Annotated in this window: 11 protein-coding genes; 2 read left to right on the top strand and 9 right to left on the bottom strand. The window is 44.4% G+C overall.

What is annotated here, in order from left to right; genetic code table 11:
* Positions 1–38: 38 nt before the first annotated feature.
* The 4 genes from HRQ85_RS13330 to rnt all read right to left on the bottom strand — a co-directional run bounded on the left by HRQ85_RS13330 (position 39) and on the right by rnt (position 8,261).
* Positions 39–4,397 carry a transporter substrate-binding domain-containing protein gene (locus HRQ85_RS13330; RefSeq protein WP_172379826.1) on the bottom strand — a complete coding sequence of 1,453 codons (4,359 nt, stop codon included), beginning with the start codon at positions 4,395–4,397 and terminating at the stop codon, positions 39–41.
* A 46-nt stretch (positions 4,398–4,443) separates the two neighbouring features.
* Positions 4,444–5,787 carry a response regulator gene (locus tag HRQ85_RS13325; RefSeq protein WP_172379825.1) on the bottom strand — a complete coding sequence of 448 codons (1,344 nt, stop codon included), beginning with the start codon at positions 5,785–5,787 and terminating at the stop codon, positions 4,444–4,446.
* Between the two features lie 438 nt (positions 5,788–6,225).
* Positions 6,226–7,551, bottom strand: a complete 1,326-nt coding sequence (locus HRQ85_RS13320; RefSeq protein ID WP_029235135.1) for a Na+/H+ antiporter family protein — start codon at positions 7,549–7,551, stop codon at positions 6,226–6,228.
* A gap of 65 nt (positions 7,552–7,616) precedes the next feature.
* The gene (gene rnt / locus HRQ85_RS13315; RefSeq protein ID WP_017061178.1) at positions 7,617–8,261 is read right to left on the bottom strand and encodes a ribonuclease T; all 645 of its coding nucleotides are present in this window, start codon (positions 8,259–8,261) and stop codon (positions 7,617–7,619) included.
* Positions 8,262–8,449: 188 nt separating this feature from the next.
* Between rnt and motY the strand changes: the two genes are divergently transcribed.
* The gene (motY, locus tag HRQ85_RS13310) at positions 8,450–9,331 is read left to right on the top strand and encodes a flagellar protein MotY (RefSeq protein ID WP_172379824.1); all 882 of its coding nucleotides are present in this window, start codon (positions 8,450–8,452) and stop codon (positions 9,329–9,331) included.
* Between the two features lie 94 nt (positions 9,332–9,425).
* Here the strand turns inward: motY and HRQ85_RS13305 are convergent, their stop codons facing one another.
* Both HRQ85_RS13305 and gloA read right to left on the bottom strand, forming a co-directional pair.
* Positions 9,426–9,860, bottom strand: a complete 435-nt coding sequence (locus HRQ85_RS13305; protein WP_004734047.1) for a DUF2753 domain-containing protein — start codon at positions 9,858–9,860, stop codon at positions 9,426–9,428.
* Between the two features lie 467 nt (positions 9,861–10,327).
* Positions 10,328–10,744 (bottom strand): lactoylglutathione lyase, encoded by a 417-nt coding sequence (gloA, locus tag HRQ85_RS13300; RefSeq protein WP_172379823.1) that lies wholly within the window; start codon positions 10,742–10,744, stop codon positions 10,328–10,330.
* A gap of 765 nt (positions 10,745–11,509) precedes the next feature.
* Here gloA and HRQ85_RS13295 point away from each other — a divergent pair.
* Positions 11,510–14,263: a cation-translocating P-type ATPase gene (locus HRQ85_RS13295; protein ID WP_048610520.1), complete on the top strand. Its 2,754-nt coding sequence runs from the start codon at positions 11,510–11,512 to the stop codon at positions 14,261–14,263.
* 180 nt (positions 14,264–14,443) lie between these two features.
* Here the strand turns inward: HRQ85_RS13295 and nth are convergent, their stop codons facing one another.
* From nth to rsxG, 3 genes are all read right to left on the bottom strand, one after another.
* Positions 14,444–15,079 carry an endonuclease III gene (gene nth, locus HRQ85_RS13290; RefSeq protein ID WP_172379822.1) on the bottom strand — a complete coding sequence of 212 codons (636 nt, stop codon included), beginning with the start codon at positions 15,077–15,079 and terminating at the stop codon, positions 14,444–14,446.
* Between the two features lie 206 nt (positions 15,080–15,285).
* Positions 15,286–15,978, bottom strand: coding sequence for an electron transport complex subunit E (locus tag HRQ85_RS13285; RefSeq protein WP_172379821.1), 693 nt, complete (start codon positions 15,976–15,978; stop codon positions 15,286–15,288).
* Positions 15,978–16,607, bottom strand: a complete 630-nt coding sequence (gene rsxG, locus HRQ85_RS13280) for an electron transport complex subunit RsxG (protein ID WP_172379820.1) — start codon at positions 16,605–16,607, stop codon at positions 15,978–15,980. The genes HRQ85_RS13285 and rsxG overlap by 1 nt, the downstream gene beginning before the upstream one ends.
* Between the last annotated feature and the right edge of the window lie 11 nt (positions 16,608–16,618).

The following is a 16,618-nucleotide window of genomic DNA, read 5'->3' as shown; positions in this document are numbered from 1 at the left end:
GCGAGAGTTGTCTGTATTGACGCAATGATTTATAAGGCTTACTCATAAGAGTAAGCCTTTTCTTTTGTCTGACGTAGTTGGTTTATTTCCTCAGTAAATCGTTCAAATGTGGAATTCACTTCCTCGATTGACGCTTCAATTTTTGATTCGACTTGCTCTAGGCTAATCGCTTCGATAACCAGATCATTTGCCTGTGCCTCAATGTTGGCTAGCGGCGAGGCAATCATGTCACATGCCACCATTTTCGCAGCGCCTTTAAGTCGGTGTGCTGTGGTTTTTAGTTCCTTGTATTCCTTGCTCGCCCAATATGTTTTTATCCGTTCATTATCTTCAATAAAGCTTGCGGCAAACTCATCGAGTAAGGTCATTACCACCTCGTGATCTTCAAATAGATCGTAGAGCGCAGCGTAGTCGATAACTTGATTGTTGGCATACCTGAACCAATCTTGAGGGCTAGTAGGAGTAACCTCTTGGCTAGACTCTGATGGGTTACTGTTCTCCACTTCCGCAAAGCTCTGTTCAATGTCTTGGAACAGCATCGAAAACTCATTGGCTTCTTGGTCCGCAGGCAAAGAACTTGACGCAGAGCTTGTGTCCTGACTGTGCGAGCTTGGTTTTTCTGCATCAGAAATATCGTTTTCAGGCGCTGGGAAGGAGTCGTTTATAGCGGGCAACCACTTCTCAATGGTCAGCTTCATTTGCTTAATGGACACAGGCTTAACTAAGAAGTCATCCATGCCGTGTGCATAACAGTTAGCATCCTCACCTTGTACGGCATTTGCCGTTAACGCGACAATAGGCAACCTTTGAGTTTCTTGATCGAGCTCCTCGCTGCGTTGCTCTATCTGACGAATGCTCGACGCGAGCGTATACCCATCCATCTCAGGCATATGGCAATCGGTAAGAAGTAGCCCATAACGCTTATCTTTTAAGGCATTAAGTGCGAGTACACCGTTATCGACAATATCGGCGTGGACACCAATACACTCAAGCTGCTTGGAGATCACTTGTTGATTGATGGGATGATCTTCCGCGACCAGAATCAGCCTACCATTGCTCTCTGCTTGTTCGCGAGTCTCTGTAGCGGTCGGTGCTTCAGCTTCGCAGTCCGATGGTGAGATTAGATTGTCGTGACTGACGGGTTTCGTTAGAACATGCACAAGGTTGTCGGGTAGCAGCGGATTCACCGACAAGCACCAAGAGTTACCTAAAGGCTCAGGTGAGAGCATTGGGTTTTGGTTGATCACAGTGAAGCGCGTTGATCTCGTATGTTGTTGAATCCAAGCATCGGTAATCGCCAGTTGCTGCCACACAGACATCGCCACAAAGATGTGTTTTGGCTGATGTTTGATGACCATCTCTTTGAGTAGGTGCTTTTGATTAATGTGCAGAACTTTTGGTTCAAGGCCGAGGTGTTTCAGATATCGACACAACTCTTCTTGCTGCAGAACGTAGCCGACAACATATACCTCGTGTGAGTGATTACCGACATCTGGCTCAATAGGGTTCTCAGTTTCCGAAGTGGAAATCAGAGTTTTTGATAGAGCCAAAGCATTGCTAACCGCATGTTCAGGAGTACAAGTCGGGAGGGTAACGGTAACCGTAAAGTGGCTGCCTTTTCCTTCTTCACTCGACAGTTCTATATTGCCATCCATCTGTTTAATCAACTTCAAAGCGATAGACAGTCCAAGCCCTGTGCCACCAAAGCGGCGGCTGGTGGTTTTGTCGGCTTGTTCAAAAGGCTGGAATAAACTTTGTTGTCTGTCTTTCGGGATGCCAATGCCCGTGTCTGAAACGGTGAGGCTAATTCTCTGCTGATGTTCGTTCTGTTCAATTACATCAACATGCAACGAAATAGTCCCGTGTTCGGTGAACTTAATTGCATTATTGAGGAAGTTGTTGAGAATCTGATGGAGTCGTATATCGTCTGCGAACAACCACTGAGCAAGGCTTGGGTCTTGCCAATAGTGGAAGGCTAATCCTTTTTGTTGAGCATGAATGGATTGCGGTTGCACGATACGCGCGAGTACTTTGCCAAGCTCAATTTCAGTCGGGTTAAGCTCTAATTTTCCAGCTTCAATTTTGGAGTAATCGAGTACATCATTGACGATGTGCAGTAAGTTACGAGCCGATTGATTCAATCCTCCGTGTAAGTTCAGTAACTCCTCACTCAGCTGATGTTCCTGCATTAACTCCAACAGCCCCAAGATCCCACTGATTGGGGTGCGAACCTCGTGGCTAATGGTCGCTAAGAATTGCGACTTAGCGGCTGTTGCACTTTCTGCTTTTTGACGAGCATTATCTAAAGCTTGCTGTTGTTTTTTAAGCAAGGTGATATCTGTTATTACCGTGTTCCACTCAATGGCTTGGCCGCTCGATATTTGGCTATTAAATTTCACCCATTTCGCTTCACCTGATTCTAACTGCACTTGCTGTTCATTTTCCCAATGCCCGGATTCAATAGCATCGAGCATGCTGGTTTTAAACTGTGGCAAGCCATCCTTCGAGATAAGCTCAAAAAGACGTTGAGGATGCTCTTTTACGCTATCAACAGATAAGCCGAACATATCGGCTACACCTGCACTGACGAAGCTAAACCGGATATCTAAAGGCTGTTGAGGGTGTGTTTGAATGTGTTTAAGCACAACCCCATCAATGTTGTCGGCCAGGGTTTGCAAATGGGCTTCTGCTGCTTTTGCTCTCTGCTCAGCGACCTTTCGCTGCTCGATTTCAGCCGCCATTTTGCGGTTCCAAAATACGATCACGAAAATGACCACAAAGATCCCAACGCCAATGATCGCAGACCATTTAGCCACTTCACGTGGCGACAAGCCTTCTTGATATTCATAGGTCAGCCATTTGTTCTCCAAGCGCTCTAATTCATTGGCAGGTAGCGCACTAATGGCCTTATTGAGAATGCTCAGCAGCATGGGGTGGCGGAAGTTAACCGCGAGAGCCAGCGGTGCGCTGTTTTGTTCGTTGATGGTGCCGGTGATTTTAAATTGCCCAACGTAGTCTTGGTGCAATAGCGGGGCTGCACGATGAAGCGAGGCGAGCACAAAACTGATTTCGTCTTTTTGTAATGCTTGAAAAGCGCTGACATGATTAATGTAAGGGACGGGTTGGCAAGTCAGGCAGAGAGAAGGGAGTACCGTTGTACCTCCAGAGTTTTCAATCACAGCGATGGCTTCGGTTCCACTTGGCGCAAAGTTGCCTAATCGATCAGAGCGACTTAAAAGCACCCATGGTTCAGAGCTGTAGGCTTGAGTGAAGTCCATGTATCGAGCTTTATCTGTGGTTGGTGTGATGTTGGTCAACACCATAGTCTCACCATTATTGAACGCGACCTCTGCGGCTTCGGGTGTTAGGTAAGTGGTACTTTCGAATGATACGCCAAGCACATTGCTTATTAGATTCAACACATCAGCAGATAGTCCAGAGTGTTGCTGTTGTTCGTTAGTGAAATCGTAAGGGTACCAATTGGCGTGTGTGCCAATAGGGATGTTAGGGTTGCTATTAAGCCAGTTCTTTTCTTCTTGGGTTAAGTTCAGTGTTCCATAATCGAGCAACATAGAGTGTTGAGAGGGAGCAAGCCATTGGTTGTAAATCGACTGTAGTGAGTCTTGCTTAATGTCTTCTAAAGCGAAATTGATTCGGCTGAGTAATTTGTGGGTCCCTTTTTTGACGGCAAAGTGCAAGTGATCAGCGGGTAGGTCAGGAAGTACCGATAATGTCAGTGAGTCTCGAGGTTGTTCACGTAGCAGCGCAGAAAGGGCAAGCGCATCGCCAATATAAGCATCGACACGATTTTCTTGTATCGCAGTGAAGGCCGCTTGTGTGCTGTCTAGTGTTGTAATTCGACTCTCAGGAAGCAGGCTAGGAAGAAGATCATTGAGTGCAAACCCTTTCTCCAATGCAAGGTTGGCGCTTGTAAGTTCACCTAAATCGTTTATTTTTCGATTTTGAGTAATCACCGCTCGTCTTATGGAGAACATAGGCTCACTAAAGGTCATGTATTCTTGGCGCTCTTTAGTTGAAGAGACACCGACTAGCAGATCTAATTCACCTCTTTCAAATGCACTGAGCACGGCGCTAAAGGTTGGGTACAGTTCAATTTGATACTTGAAGCCTGCATTAGCCGAGACTTGATCCAACATACTGATCAACAACCCTTCAGATACGAGGTTTCCTGAGGGAGTCTTATGTTGATAGCTGTAAGGAACCATGTCATATGAAGGAAGACCTACGCGCAAAACCACTTGGTTAGTTGATGTGGATTCGTTGAGGTTTGGTGGTGTATTGTCAGCAAAAGTGTGCAGCGGCCACATCAACACCGAAAGGCAACTCAATAAAAAGGCGACACACCAAATTTTTGTTTTTGAAGCATTGTTCTGCATAAAGACATCCTGTCGTTTACGTACTCACTTGGGTTTGACGGCATGCTCAACTAACGGCGGCCAGAGGGGCTTTGGTTAGTGTGGGTAATGCAAAATTGTCTGCTTGCTGCAAAGCCATGCGTTGTAAAAAGGCGAGGCTGGTATGGTCAGCTTTAAGATAAACCTCAATTTGACGCTTTGTCTGATCAACTTTGTCCTGTAGCCCCAAGGCTTGATAACACAATGCCAATAAGAAGAATGCTTCAACATCATTGTCTGAGAACTCGTTCATCGAAATGCTTTCTAATCGCTCTTTCGCAGCTTCACGTTGATCGAGTTGAATGAGTTGCAAAGTACGACAAAGTTTCAGTAACGGTTTACTGAGTGCGAATGACTTTTCAGAATGAGAGAGCCTTTGCCAAGCTCCTTCAGGCTTCCAAAGTGCTAACTCTTTTTGAGAGAGGGTTAAACTGTCCGCCCACAAGATAAGTGCTCGTTTACCCGGTGAATCCCAGATCGAATGCGGGACTAATTGGGCTAGCGATTTGAGATAAAGAGTTGCCTGTTCGACGTTCTTATCGAGTAGCTGAAGCCAAACCATGGTGTTGGTCAGTTCGATGTTACTGCCATTTACTGTGAGCACTTGTTCAATGAGAGTGCTGGCTGATTCGAAGTCACTAGTATTTAAGCAGATCTTAACCTTAAGTTGCTGCAGTTTGATATTGCGAGGGTTGTCTTCTATTAAGCCATCTATCTGACTGAGGGCGTCGTGATAATGCTGTTTAGCGATATGGATTTCAACCAGCTTAACCTTGGCAGGCAAGTAATCATGGAGTTGCAACAACCCATTTAACATGGCTTGTGCTTCATCGAGGTGTTGATTCTTTATCAGAATATTCGCCATATAGATAATGGCATCTTTCAATGTTGACGGGTCAGGAGCTTGTCCAAATAGCGGCTTTACCGCGTTGAGCCCATTCTTGAGATAGGCTTGCTCTAATGTTGAAAAGTATTGCTGTCGAGAGAGTGCAGAGGTGACTCTTTTGATGATGTCATCGGCACGTATTGGTTTAATCAAGTAACCATCAGGTTCGAAGTTAGCATAGCCAAAGAAGGTGTCTTGACTGTCATTACCGGTGACGATAAAAACAATCGTTTGTGGCCTAATCAATTCTTTTTGCTGCAAAAACTCAAGTAGCTGCAAGCCATTGCTTCCCGAACCTAAATCGTGGTCAATCAATAAGATATCGAACCGATGTGCCCGGCATGCCTCAATCGCGTTTTGTGCATTAGACGCACTAATCACATTATTGTTCGGTACGCCTAGCTTGATAAGCAGTGCGCGTGTTGCACTTTGAATCACACTGCTGTCATCAATGATGAGATAGCGCGAACGGGCGAGTATATCCATATAGTAGCCTTCTGACGTATTGAGCCTTGCCGCTTTATTATACCAATCGTAGAAAATAACTAATCAGTCTAGCTGGTTAAAACGCTCGATAACTGCGTTAGAATTTTTGATTGTAGAATAACTACTTACCAAAAAATCTGCCTTTTTCTCGAACCTTTTTCCTGCGCTATTTCTGATCATTTACTTACTGTGATTGGTATTCTCTATGAATTAGCGGCTTATTTATTAAACACTTAAGTGTAGAAGTGAATTTGATGAATAGCCATAAGTTGCATATCAAGGCGAATGGGATAATGTATAGAAAGTGACGTTGGTTCAGAAGGTTAGCTTGTTTGAAAAGATAGGAAGGAAGAGTGGAATGAATCCCAGACACAAAAAAGACCGCACGAGGCGGTCTTTATAAAAGTTAGCTTAGGGCTCTTTAACTACAGAACCTAATTACAGAACCATGGCTGCAATCCAACCGAATACGATCAGCGGGATGTTGTAGTGTAGGAACGTCGGTACTACGGTTTCCCATACGTGCTCGTGTTGACCATCAGCATTTAGACCAGACGTTGGACCTAATGTTGAGTCAGAAGCCGGAGAGCCCGCATCACCAAGTGCTGCAGCTGTACCTACTAGAGCGATTGTTGCCATTGGCGAGAAGCCAAATGCTGCTGCTAGTGGAACGTAGATAGTTGCAAGGATTGGAATCGTAGAGAACGAAGAACCAATGCCCATAGTAACCAATAGACCAACGATGAGCATAAGTAGTGCTGCTAGAGGCTTGTTGTCGCCGATGCTTGTTGAAAGTGCTTCAACCAAAGATTCAACGCCGCCAGTTTGCTTCATTACTGCTGCGAAACCTGCCGCAGCAATCATGATGAAACCGATCATTGCCATCATGTGAACGCCCTTGGTGAAAACATCTTGTGTCTCTTTCCAAGCAATAACGCCACCGAAGGTAAATACCATGAAACCCGCTAGAGCACCGATGATCATAGAGCCCGTCGACAGTTGAACTGTTAGCGCTGCTACGATACCCGCTGCTGCAACTAGGATGTGCTTCTTGTTGATCTCTTTCACTTCTGTTGAAACAACCGTGTGAGAGGTTTCTTTGTATTGGCGAGGCTTACGGTAAGTAAAGAATACTGCAGTAAGAAGACCGAAGATCATGCCTGCTGCTGGTAACAACATTGCCATAGGTACTTGGCTTGCTACAACGTTTTCAAGACCATTGTCGTGAAGGTTTTTAAGCAGGATGTTGTTTAGGAAGATGCCGCCAAAACCAATTGGTAACACCATGTAAGGCGTAATCAGACCAAAAGTAAGTACACACGCAACTAGACGACGGTCTAGGTTCATTTTTGCGAATACGCCTAGTAGAGGTGGGATTAAGATTGGGATGAAGGCGATATGTACTGGAATCACGTTTTGCGAAGACATGGTCACTAAGATCAACGACGCAAGCATGCCGTATTTAAGACCAGTCGATGCTGCACTGTTCTCTTTGCCGTGAATGCGTTTGATAACACTTTGAGCAAGGAGATCTGTGATACCAGAACGTGAGATAGCAACAGCGAATGTACCAAGCATAGCGTAGCTAAGTGCAATCGTTGCACCGCCGCCTAATCCACTTTCGAAAGCCGCGACTGCGTCGTTCAAGCTCATACCAGAGGCTACGCCACCGATAATTGCACTGAACGTCAGAGCAACGACTACGTTTACACGCATCAAAGCTAAAACAAGCATGATGCAAACTGAAATTACAACAGGATTCATATTATTCTCGGGATGTTGTGTTTTTTATGAAGGCAATACGAAAAAACGTTTACCGACTCTATTTTTTATTCTTCGTCAACAAGAGGCCAACCACCAAGGGCTTTCCATTTGTTTACAATGCCGCAAAATAACTCTGTGGTTTTTTGCGTATCATACAAAGCAGAGTGTGCTTCTTTGTTGTCAAATTCCATCCCTGCAGTGCGGCAAGCTTTAGCCAAAACGGTTTGACCGTAGGCAAGACCACTAAGAGCTGCAGTGTCAAAAGTAGCAAATGGATGGAAAGGGACGCGTTTAAGCTTACAGCGCTCACTTGCCGCATTAACGAAGTTCAAATCGAATGTAGCGTTGTGAGCAACCATGATTGCGCGACTGCAATCTGAAGCTTTTTGTTCTTTTCTCACTAGCTTGTAGATTTCTTTAAGGGCTTCTTGTTCCGACACAGCACCACGTAATGGGCTAAATGGGTCTTTAATTCCGTTAAAGTCTAATGCTGCCTGCTCTATATTTGCGCCTTCAAAAGGCTCAATGTGAAAATGAAGCGTTGATGCAGGGTGCAGATCTCCGTTCTCATCCATTTTTAATGTAATGGCACAGATTTCTAATAATGCATCGGTTTCAGCGTTAAACCCTGCGGTTTCCACGTCGATGACCACTGGAAAATAGCCACGAAAGCGTTTTTTTAGGGTCAGAGCTTCGTTTTCTACAGTCATGTTAGCCCAAATAAGTGTGATTAAGGCTGCATTATTGCAGATAATAGCAGTGATAAAAACTAGGGAAGGGCAATAAATCATAAATTACCTAACCCATTGCGGCTTGATAATTGCATATTTAAACGTGAGAGAAAAATGCGGCAATTGGCTGCATTGTTAAACGAATTGCTTAAGAGATACTCCACTTTATGAAGAAACAACTCATAACAGGTTCAATGCTATTTTCGCTACTTGTGTCGTCATCAGTCATGGCACAGGAAAAGCGTTACGGAGCATCTCCTCAACAGTCGACATGGGAGATGGTGGCCAACACGCCACTCGAATGCCGCTTGGTCCACCCAATTCCAAACTTTGGTGATGCTGAGTTCTCATCTCGCGCGAGTAAAAAAATCATTTTGGACTTTGAGCTTAAAATGCGCCGCCCAATGGGTGCGACGCGCAATGTAAGCTTGATCTCTATGCCGCCACCTTGGCGTCCGGGTGAAAGTGCTGATCGCATGACAACCATTAAGTTCTTCCAGCAATTTGACGGTTATGTCGGCGGTCAAACAGCTTGGGGCATCTTGAGTGAGTTAGAGAAAGGGCGTTATCCGACATTCAGCTACCAAGAGTGGCAGAGCCGAGATCAACGTATCGAAGTGTCGTTGTCGTCAGTGCTATTCCAAGAAAAATACAATGTGTTCAGTGACTGTGTTGCTAACCTGCTGCCTTACAGCTTTGAAGATATCTCTTTCACTATTTTGCATTACGATCGCAACAGCGACCAGCTGAATAAATCGTCCCGCAAAAGGCTGAGCCAGATTGCCGATTACGTTCGCTATAACCAAGACATCGACCTTGTGCTGGTGGCAACGTACACCGACTCTGTCGACAGCAAAGGGATTAGCCAAAACCTTTCAGAGCGCAGAGCGGAATCGTTAAGAGAATACTTCAAATCTCTAGGCCTGCCAGAAGATCGTATTCAAGTACAAGGCTATGGTAAGCGTCGTACGATTGCAGACAATAACTCGCCAATTGGTAAAGATAAGAACCGACGTGTTGTGATCTCTTTAGGTCGTACACAGGTTTAAGCTAAACAATAGCTCGTTTGAAATGACAAAGCCCGTCTTGATGACGGGCTTTTTTATGTTTTAGATTTGGAGTCGTTGTTTTAACGGAACTTGTTTAGTTCAAGCGGAAGCGGGCGATCATTTCACAGTTGGTCGCGGTATCGATCTTCTCAACCATAGAGGCAATTTTAGGGTTTGGGTGGCGTTTCATGAAATCGATCAGCGCTTTCTTACAGCAACCAATAGAATCGATAAAGCTTGAACATTGAGTATTAGGGCACTGAGGGATCAGTGTGAGTACCTTTTCGGAAGCCAGTTGAAGATACTTGAGCTCATATTCAGTGTCGCCAGCCCAACGCCAGAATTGAGCAAGATTGTGGCAAGAAATCACCGAAATCAGTAAGCGTTCATCGGCTTGAATATCGGTGCGTTCTGTAATTTCTTCACTTAAGTTCAAAGCCTGCTGATAATGAAGAATACTTCGTACAGGATCGTCGAGCTGCAATGCAGTATCGGCAAGTAACGTGTGTTTTTCCCATTCGCTAATCATTGTATTACCTCATTAATCAATAGGTGGTTAATTTAAATGATAATCATTATCATGTAAAGTTTCATCAATGAGATTGTTAAGAATATATAGGGCATGTTGACCTTTTGAGCTTGTTTTTGCAGCGAGTTGCTGGGTTTATATGGAAGGATGAGGCTTTGATATGTCGTTTTTTTGTAAGAGAAGTTGATAACGTAGTCGTTAATAACCAGCAAACGCTGCCCAAAGGGTTCGGCAAAAAGCGTTTTTCTCTTTGTTGAGGGAGACTTGCTTAAAATGACTAGGCTACTTCTCCCTCGCCGCGATTAAAACGCTTTTATCTCGAACAAAACTCAACCGCAAAACATCAACAAGCCCTAGTAAAGAATATCGATTATGGGGAGAGTGATAAAAAAGAAGCGAGCATAGTGCTCACTTCTTTTTTCATTTCATCAGGCGTTCAAACTCAACTTCTCAAAGAGGTTAAGGAATTAACCTTCTAGACCTGCGCTTGCTTGTTTGTTCTGAATCAGCTCAATCATGTAGCCATCAGGATCTTTAACGAACGCAATGTGTGTAGAGCCGCCTTTAACCGGACCCGCTTCTCGCGTTACGTTGCCGCCAGCTGCTTTAATCGCATCACACGTTGTGTAGATGTCATCAACACCGATAGCAACGTGACCAAAAGCAGAGCCAAGATCGTATTCCGTGGTGCCCCAGTTGTAAGTCAGCTCAATCACTGCGCCTTGAGATTCGTCGCCAAAGCCAACGAAAGCCAGTGTGTATTTGTACTCTTTGTTTTCGTTCTTACGTAATAGCTGCATGCCCATTACATTGGTGTAGAACTCGATAGACTTGTCTAGATCACCCACGCGTAGCATGGTGTGTAAAATACGACCGTTTGACATGATTTGCTCCTAGCTTGTTATTGGTTGTTTCTTTTATAGCACTATATATGAGCAAGCTCATAAGCAACACCAAAGAGATGATGAGTTTGGTCATATTTTCTTATTCTCATCATCTATCTTACTCTCCCCCTCTACCTTTTTCTTATTTGTATTACAAGAAATTAAAGGGCAACGGCCTTATTAATTTGTCAGTCACTAGCACTTAATTTGCAGTTTTGCATAAATAGTAAGTTTGAGTGTTGGTCTTTTTTGTAATGGCCAAGAATGACCTTGGTTGTTGAATTGTGACTTATATCTCCATCTTGTTGCTGATTTCCTTTCGTTTTTACAATTGGCATCTAACTTTCCATTTTATCAATTTATGATTACGCCAACATATCCCTGTTTATAGAAAGGTTATTCCGATGCTTTACTTCGTTATTAAGGAATTTTCGATAAAATACGCTAATAACCAATGATTTTTACGAAAGTTCAAAGGGTGTCTATTTTTTGTACTTATCTTTTTTTAACAATAGTTTGGGCTTGTATTGTTTGTTTTATGTTTGATGTTTGATGTGGTTGTGTTTTCAAAGTAGTTGTCAAGTGTGTATCAAGTGTATCTTTTGCGATCTTTGCTAAATAGACAATCCTTACTATATAGTTTTTCAAGCGCACCAAATCGATTAAATATTCACTTTTGATTTGTGCGATTTTTTCTATCATATAAGAATAAGTATTATTTTATTACATTAGCCTCGTCGTGAGGCATTGATGTGGAGTACTCAAATGACGAGTAAATGGTTTACACAACAAAGTTCAGATGTTTTAAACGAACTGAACGCAGATCAAACGACAGGTTTATCAACTTCTGAAGCGGATGCACGCTTAGAGAAGCACGGCACTAACGAACTGACTGCACAAGAGTCAGCTTCTGCGTGGGAACTGTATATTCATCAATATAAAAACCCACTGATTTTTATTCTAGCTGTTGGTGCAATCGTTTCTTGGTCTACTGGCCACGCGATTGATGCTATTGCTATTGCAGTGATTATCCTTATCAATACTGGTATCGCGTTCTGGCAAGAATTTAAAGCTCAGAAAGGGATGGAAGCGCTAAAAGAAATGGCAGCTCCAGAAGCCGAAGTGATGCGCGATGGTAAATGGATCAGTGTACCAGCTAAAACCCTCGTTCCTGGTGACATCATCAAAATTAATACCGGCGATATTCTGCCTGCTGATGTTCGTATTCTTGAGTCAAACCGTCTGACGGTAGATGAGGCTGCACTGACCGGTGAATCTGAGCCAGTGAACAAGCAGTCTGAACGCCTTGAAGATGAGACCCTTGGTCTTGGCGATCAGAAGAACATGGGCTTCATGACAACAATCGTGACTACAGGTACAGGCCTTGCTGTTGTAACAAGCACAGGTATGCAAACTGAAGTTGGTCACATCGCTGATATGATGAACCAAACGGAAGAGACGAAAACACCAATGCAAGAGCGTATGGACACCATCGCACTCGCGTTATTGGTTGTTGCTCTTGTGGTTGTTGCTATTGTTTGTGCTATCGGTGTTTACCACGGTATGCCATGGTTAGAAATCCTAACAACAGGTATCTCTTTATCGGTTGCCGCTATTCCTGAAGGCTTACCAACGGTGGTTACTATCGTATTAACGATGGGCTCGACTAAGATGGTTAAGAATAATGCTTTGGCTAAACAGCTAGCAGCAATCGAAACGCTTGGTTCTACAACCGTTATCTGTTCAGATAAAACAGGTACGCTAACACAAAACCAAATGCAGGTAATGAAAGCGTACGATGTGTCTGGTCGTTACTGGGATGTATCAGGTAAAGGTTTTGATCCTAAGGGTGAATTCATTACCAAAGGTCACAATGTCGAAGCGACAAACAGCCCTGCAATGATGAAAGGTCTTGTTGTTGCAACACTTTGTAACGATGCTGAATATGTAAATGCTGATGGTAAATGGACGGTTCGTGGCAACCCGACAGAAGGTGCACTAATTGTTGCAGCTGCAAAAGCAGGTCTTAAACAAGATGAAATGCTATCAACGGGTGGCTACTCAATTGTTAAGAAGTTCCCGTTCGATTCTGGTCGTAAGATGGCTTCTGTTATCGTTCGTGATCCACAAGGTAAGCACTTCCTAGCATTGAAAGGCGCGCCAGATGTTGTTCTTGGTAAATCAACCAGCTTCATGGTTGACGGTGGTTTCGTACCAACGGTTGGCTGTGAAGTTTCAGGCAACTTGGCTCTCGATACCGCACCGTCTCAAGAACTTCATTTAGACTTTGAAGCGGCAATCCAAACCTTTGGTGGTGATGCTCTGCGTACACTTGCCGTTGGTTTCCGTGAATTAAAAGAAGAAGAGCTTGAGTTAGATTTCCCTGAGCTTGAAAAAGACGTCAGCATCCTGGGTATCTATGGCATCATGGATCCACCACGTCCAGAAGTGCGTGATGCAGTAAATAGCTGTTATAGCGCTGGTGTTCGTACGGTAATGATTACCGGTGACCACGCAGTCACGGCAGCAGCGATTGCTCGTGAAATCGGAATCATCCGTAGCGAAGACGATCTAGTGGTAACGGGTGCTGAGCTTGACCAAATGGATGACGAGAAGCTGTTGTCTATCTGTTCTCAGGTTGCAGTATTTGCACGTGTTACTCCAGAGCACAAGCTGCGTATCGTAAAAGCGCAGCAAGAGAACAACGAAGTTGCCTCTATGACCGGTGACGGCGTGAACGATGCGCCAGCACTGCGTCGTGCAGACATTGGTGTTGCGATGGGTATTACTGGTACGTCTGTTGCGAAAGACTCAGGTGACCTTATCCTGTTGGATGACAACTTCAGTACTATCGTGAAGGCGGTACGTCAGGGTCGTCAAATTTTCGATAACCTACGTAAGTTTATCCGCCAAGCACTTACAGCGAACGTGGGTGAGGTTTCGGTAATCCTATTTGCATTCCTACTCATGGGACCAGATGTAGTACTTCCGCTAACTCCACTAATGATTTTATGGGTTAACCTCGTTTCTGATGGTCTACCAGCACTCGCACTTGGTGTTGAGCCAGAAGAGAAAGATCTCATGGAGCGTAAGCCAGGCAAACGTGACCAAGGCTTCTTCTCTAATGGTCTTGGCGCACGTATCCTAACTCGTGGTCTCGCATTAGGTGGTCTGAGCTTTGTGACATTCTCTTACGCACTCGACGGTGGTTACAGTGCTCAATACGCACAAACTGTTGCGTTTTTAACACTGATCTTTGCTCAACTTTGGAGCTTGTTCGATGCACGTACGTTTACAACGATTTATCGTAAGAATCCGTTCACTAACCACTACCTACTTGGTGCGGTGGCAGTATCGGCTATCTTGTCTTTAAGCGTTGTGTACACAAGCTTCGGCCAGCTGGTATTCAGCACAGAAGCACTAGAGTTTAATCACTTAATATCGTTAATCTTCATTGCAGCAGTACCAACATTTGTTCTATCTGCTATCAAAGAAGTGACTAAAGTGAAGTTTATCTAAGACAGACTTCTTAGCAAAATAACTGAATCCCGCCATCAAAGGCGGGATTTTTTATGCCTGTTATCTTGGGGGCGCAGAATTAGAAATGAAAACTGATATAGAAGCAGCTTCTAGAGAGTGGCAACAAAAAAGCAGCGCTTTAAGCGCTGCCGTATTGATTAATCGTTGTGAACGGAAAGACTAATCTTCGCTCTTTTCTTTGAACTCACAGAGATCTTCAATGATACAGCTGCCACAGCGTGGTTTACGTGCGACACAGGTGTAACGTCCATGAAGAATGAGCCAATGGTGGACATCCAGTTTGAATTCTTTTGGGATAACTTTAAGTAGCTTTGCTTCGACATCGTCGACGGTTTTACCCATCGCTAGCTTAGTGCGGTTTGATACACGATAGATGTGAGTATCAACGGCAATCGTTGGCCAACCGAATGCGGTATTTAACACGACGTTTGCTGTTTTACGACCGACACCTGGAAGGGCTTCTAATGCAGCGCGATCTTCCGGTACTTCACCATTGTGTAGGTCAAGCAGCATACGACACGTCTTGATGGTGTTTTCTGCTTTCGAATTAAACAGACCGATGGTCTTGATGTACTCTTTTAGGCCATCGACACCTAGGTCGAAAATAGCCTGTGGTGTATTAGCAACTGGATAAAGCTTATCAGTGGCTTTGTTGACGCTGACATCGGTTGCCTGCGCAGATAAGAGCACGGCGATCAGCAACTCGAAAGGGCTGTTCCAGTTAAGCTCGGTTTCTGGCTTTGGATTGTTTTCTCTTAAACGCTCAAGTATTTCTACTCGTTTTATATTGTTCATAGCGACATTACTTTCAAATAGTTAGGGCTTGAGTTCCGGCGAAGTTCTTTCAAACTTACTCGTTTTAAAATAACAAGTTCCGCAATGGTTCAGGCTTTATCATCGGTTACGCGCTCTTATGAGCGTCATTATTATGTGTACTTGGTCAATCTATTTACCTGCTGAGCGGTTGAGTTGCTCAGCAGGGTTTAAGCTACTGTAACTTATCAGGCATTAGTAACGCGAGCGCGTTCAATGGCTGGTTTTTCTTGTTTGGGTTGTCTAGATTTTGCTTGGTTATCGATGATGTTTTTCAAAGCAATTAAGAAACCAACACCAATAAAGGCACCCGGTGGAAGCAGGGCTAACAAGAAGCTGTTGTCAAATTGGAAGATCTGGATTCGTAACACAGAAGCCCAGTCACCAAGCAGCAGGTCTGCGCCATCAAATAGGGTACCGTTACCAATAACCTCACGCATCGCACCTAACACAACCAATACTGATGTCATGCCTAGACCCATCCAGAAACCATCTTGAGCAGCAGGTAGCACTTCGTTTTTAGACGCGAAAGCTTCAGCTCGGCCAATGATGATACAGTTGGTTACGATCAGTGGGATGAAGATACCCAAAGATAGGAAAAGGCCATACGCGTAAGCATTCATCAGCAATTGAACACACGTTACTAGCGAGGCAATGATCATTACGAAGACTGGAATACGCACTTCTTTTGGTACGTGGTTACGAACCAGCGAAACAGCAACGTTCGAACCGACCAATACAAGCAAGGTAGCAATGCCGAGCCCAAGTGCGTTAGTGACTGTTGACGATACAGCCAGCAGCGGACATAACCCAAGAAGTTGCACTAGGGCAGGGTTATTGGCCCACATGCCATTTTTGATCAGTGTTTTATGGTCACTCATTATTCACCACCACAATTTAGAGGTTGAGCAAGCAATGCTTGGTTGTTTTGGTTAACGTATTGAACCGCTTGTTTGACTGACTTCACGACCGCTCTTGGTGTGATGGTTGCGCCAGTAAACTGGTCAAAGTCACCACCGTCTTTACGAACCTTCCAACGGCCAAGATTAGAATCTGTTACTTGTTTGCCTGCAAACGAAAGAATCCAATCACTCACACGCAAATCAATCTTATCACCCAAACCTGGAGTTTCTTGGTGAGAAAGCACGCGAGTACCTAAAATAGTACCGTCGATCTTCATTCCAACAATGACTTTAATCGCGCCGTTGTAGCCGTCAGGGGCAATCGCCTCGATCGCAATCGCACTCGGCTCACCATTGATTTTAGCAATGTAAGCTGGCATCGCTTGTTCAGTTCCAAGCTCTTCTGCTTGAACCAAAGTACAAGACGAAAACAGTTCGTTGTCGTGCAGATCATGTGGGATCACTTGGTTAAGAACAGACAGTAACTGAGCCTGTTCTTGTTGTTTGATCTGATCTTTGGTCAGGTAGTGAGTTACCGCGACCAAACCCGTCGAAGCACACGCAAAAATTGCGAGTACAAGGCCGTTTTTCTTAATTGCATTTAGCATGGTATCCGCTC

The sequence above is a fragment of the Vibrio sp. Vb339 genome (genome assembly GCF_902751245.1).
Lineage (GTDB): Bacteria > Pseudomonadota > Gammaproteobacteria > Enterobacterales > Vibrionaceae > Vibrio > Vibrio coralliirubri.
The sequence above is the reverse complement of the archived record's forward strand: the minus strand, read 5'-3'. Positions and strand labels throughout refer to the sequence as shown.

Excerpts from the sequence above, each read along its gene's own strand:
- HRQ85_RS13330 (WP_172379826.1), bottom strand. The coding sequence starts at position 4,397 with ATGCAGAACAATGCTTCAAAAACAAAAATTTGGTGTGTCGCCTTTTTA.
- HRQ85_RS13325 (WP_172379825.1), bottom strand. The coding sequence starts at position 5,787 with ATGGATATACTCGCCCGTTCGCGCTATCTCATCATTGATGACAGCAGT.
- HRQ85_RS13320 (WP_029235135.1), bottom strand. The coding sequence starts at position 7,551 with ATGAATCCTGTTGTAATTTCAGTTTGCATCATGCTTGTTTTAGCTTTG.
- rnt (WP_017061178.1), bottom strand. The coding sequence starts at position 8,261 with ATGACTGTAGAAAACGAAGCTCTGACCCTAAAAAAACGCTTTCGTGGC.
- motY (WP_172379824.1), top strand. The coding sequence starts at position 8,450 with ATGAAGAAACAACTCATAACAGGTTCAATGCTATTTTCGCTACTTGTG.
- HRQ85_RS13305 (WP_004734047.1), bottom strand. The coding sequence starts at position 9,860 with ATGATTAGCGAATGGGAAAAACACACGTTACTTGCCGATACTGCATTG.
- gloA (WP_172379823.1), bottom strand. The coding sequence starts at position 10,744 with ATGTCAAACGGTCGTATTTTACACACCATGCTACGCGTGGGTGATCTA.
- HRQ85_RS13295 (WP_048610520.1), top strand. The coding sequence starts at position 11,510 with ATGACGAGTAAATGGTTTACACAACAAAGTTCAGATGTTTTAAACGAA.
- nth (WP_172379822.1), bottom strand. The coding sequence starts at position 15,079 with ATGAACAATATAAAACGAGTAGAAATACTTGAGCGTTTAAGAGAAAAC.
- HRQ85_RS13285 (WP_172379821.1), bottom strand. The coding sequence starts at position 15,978 with ATGAGTGACCATAAAACACTGATCAAAAATGGCATGTGGGCCAATAAC.
- rsxG (WP_172379820.1), bottom strand. The coding sequence starts at position 16,607 with ATGCTAAATGCAATTAAGAAAAACGGCCTTGTACTCGCAATTTTTGCG.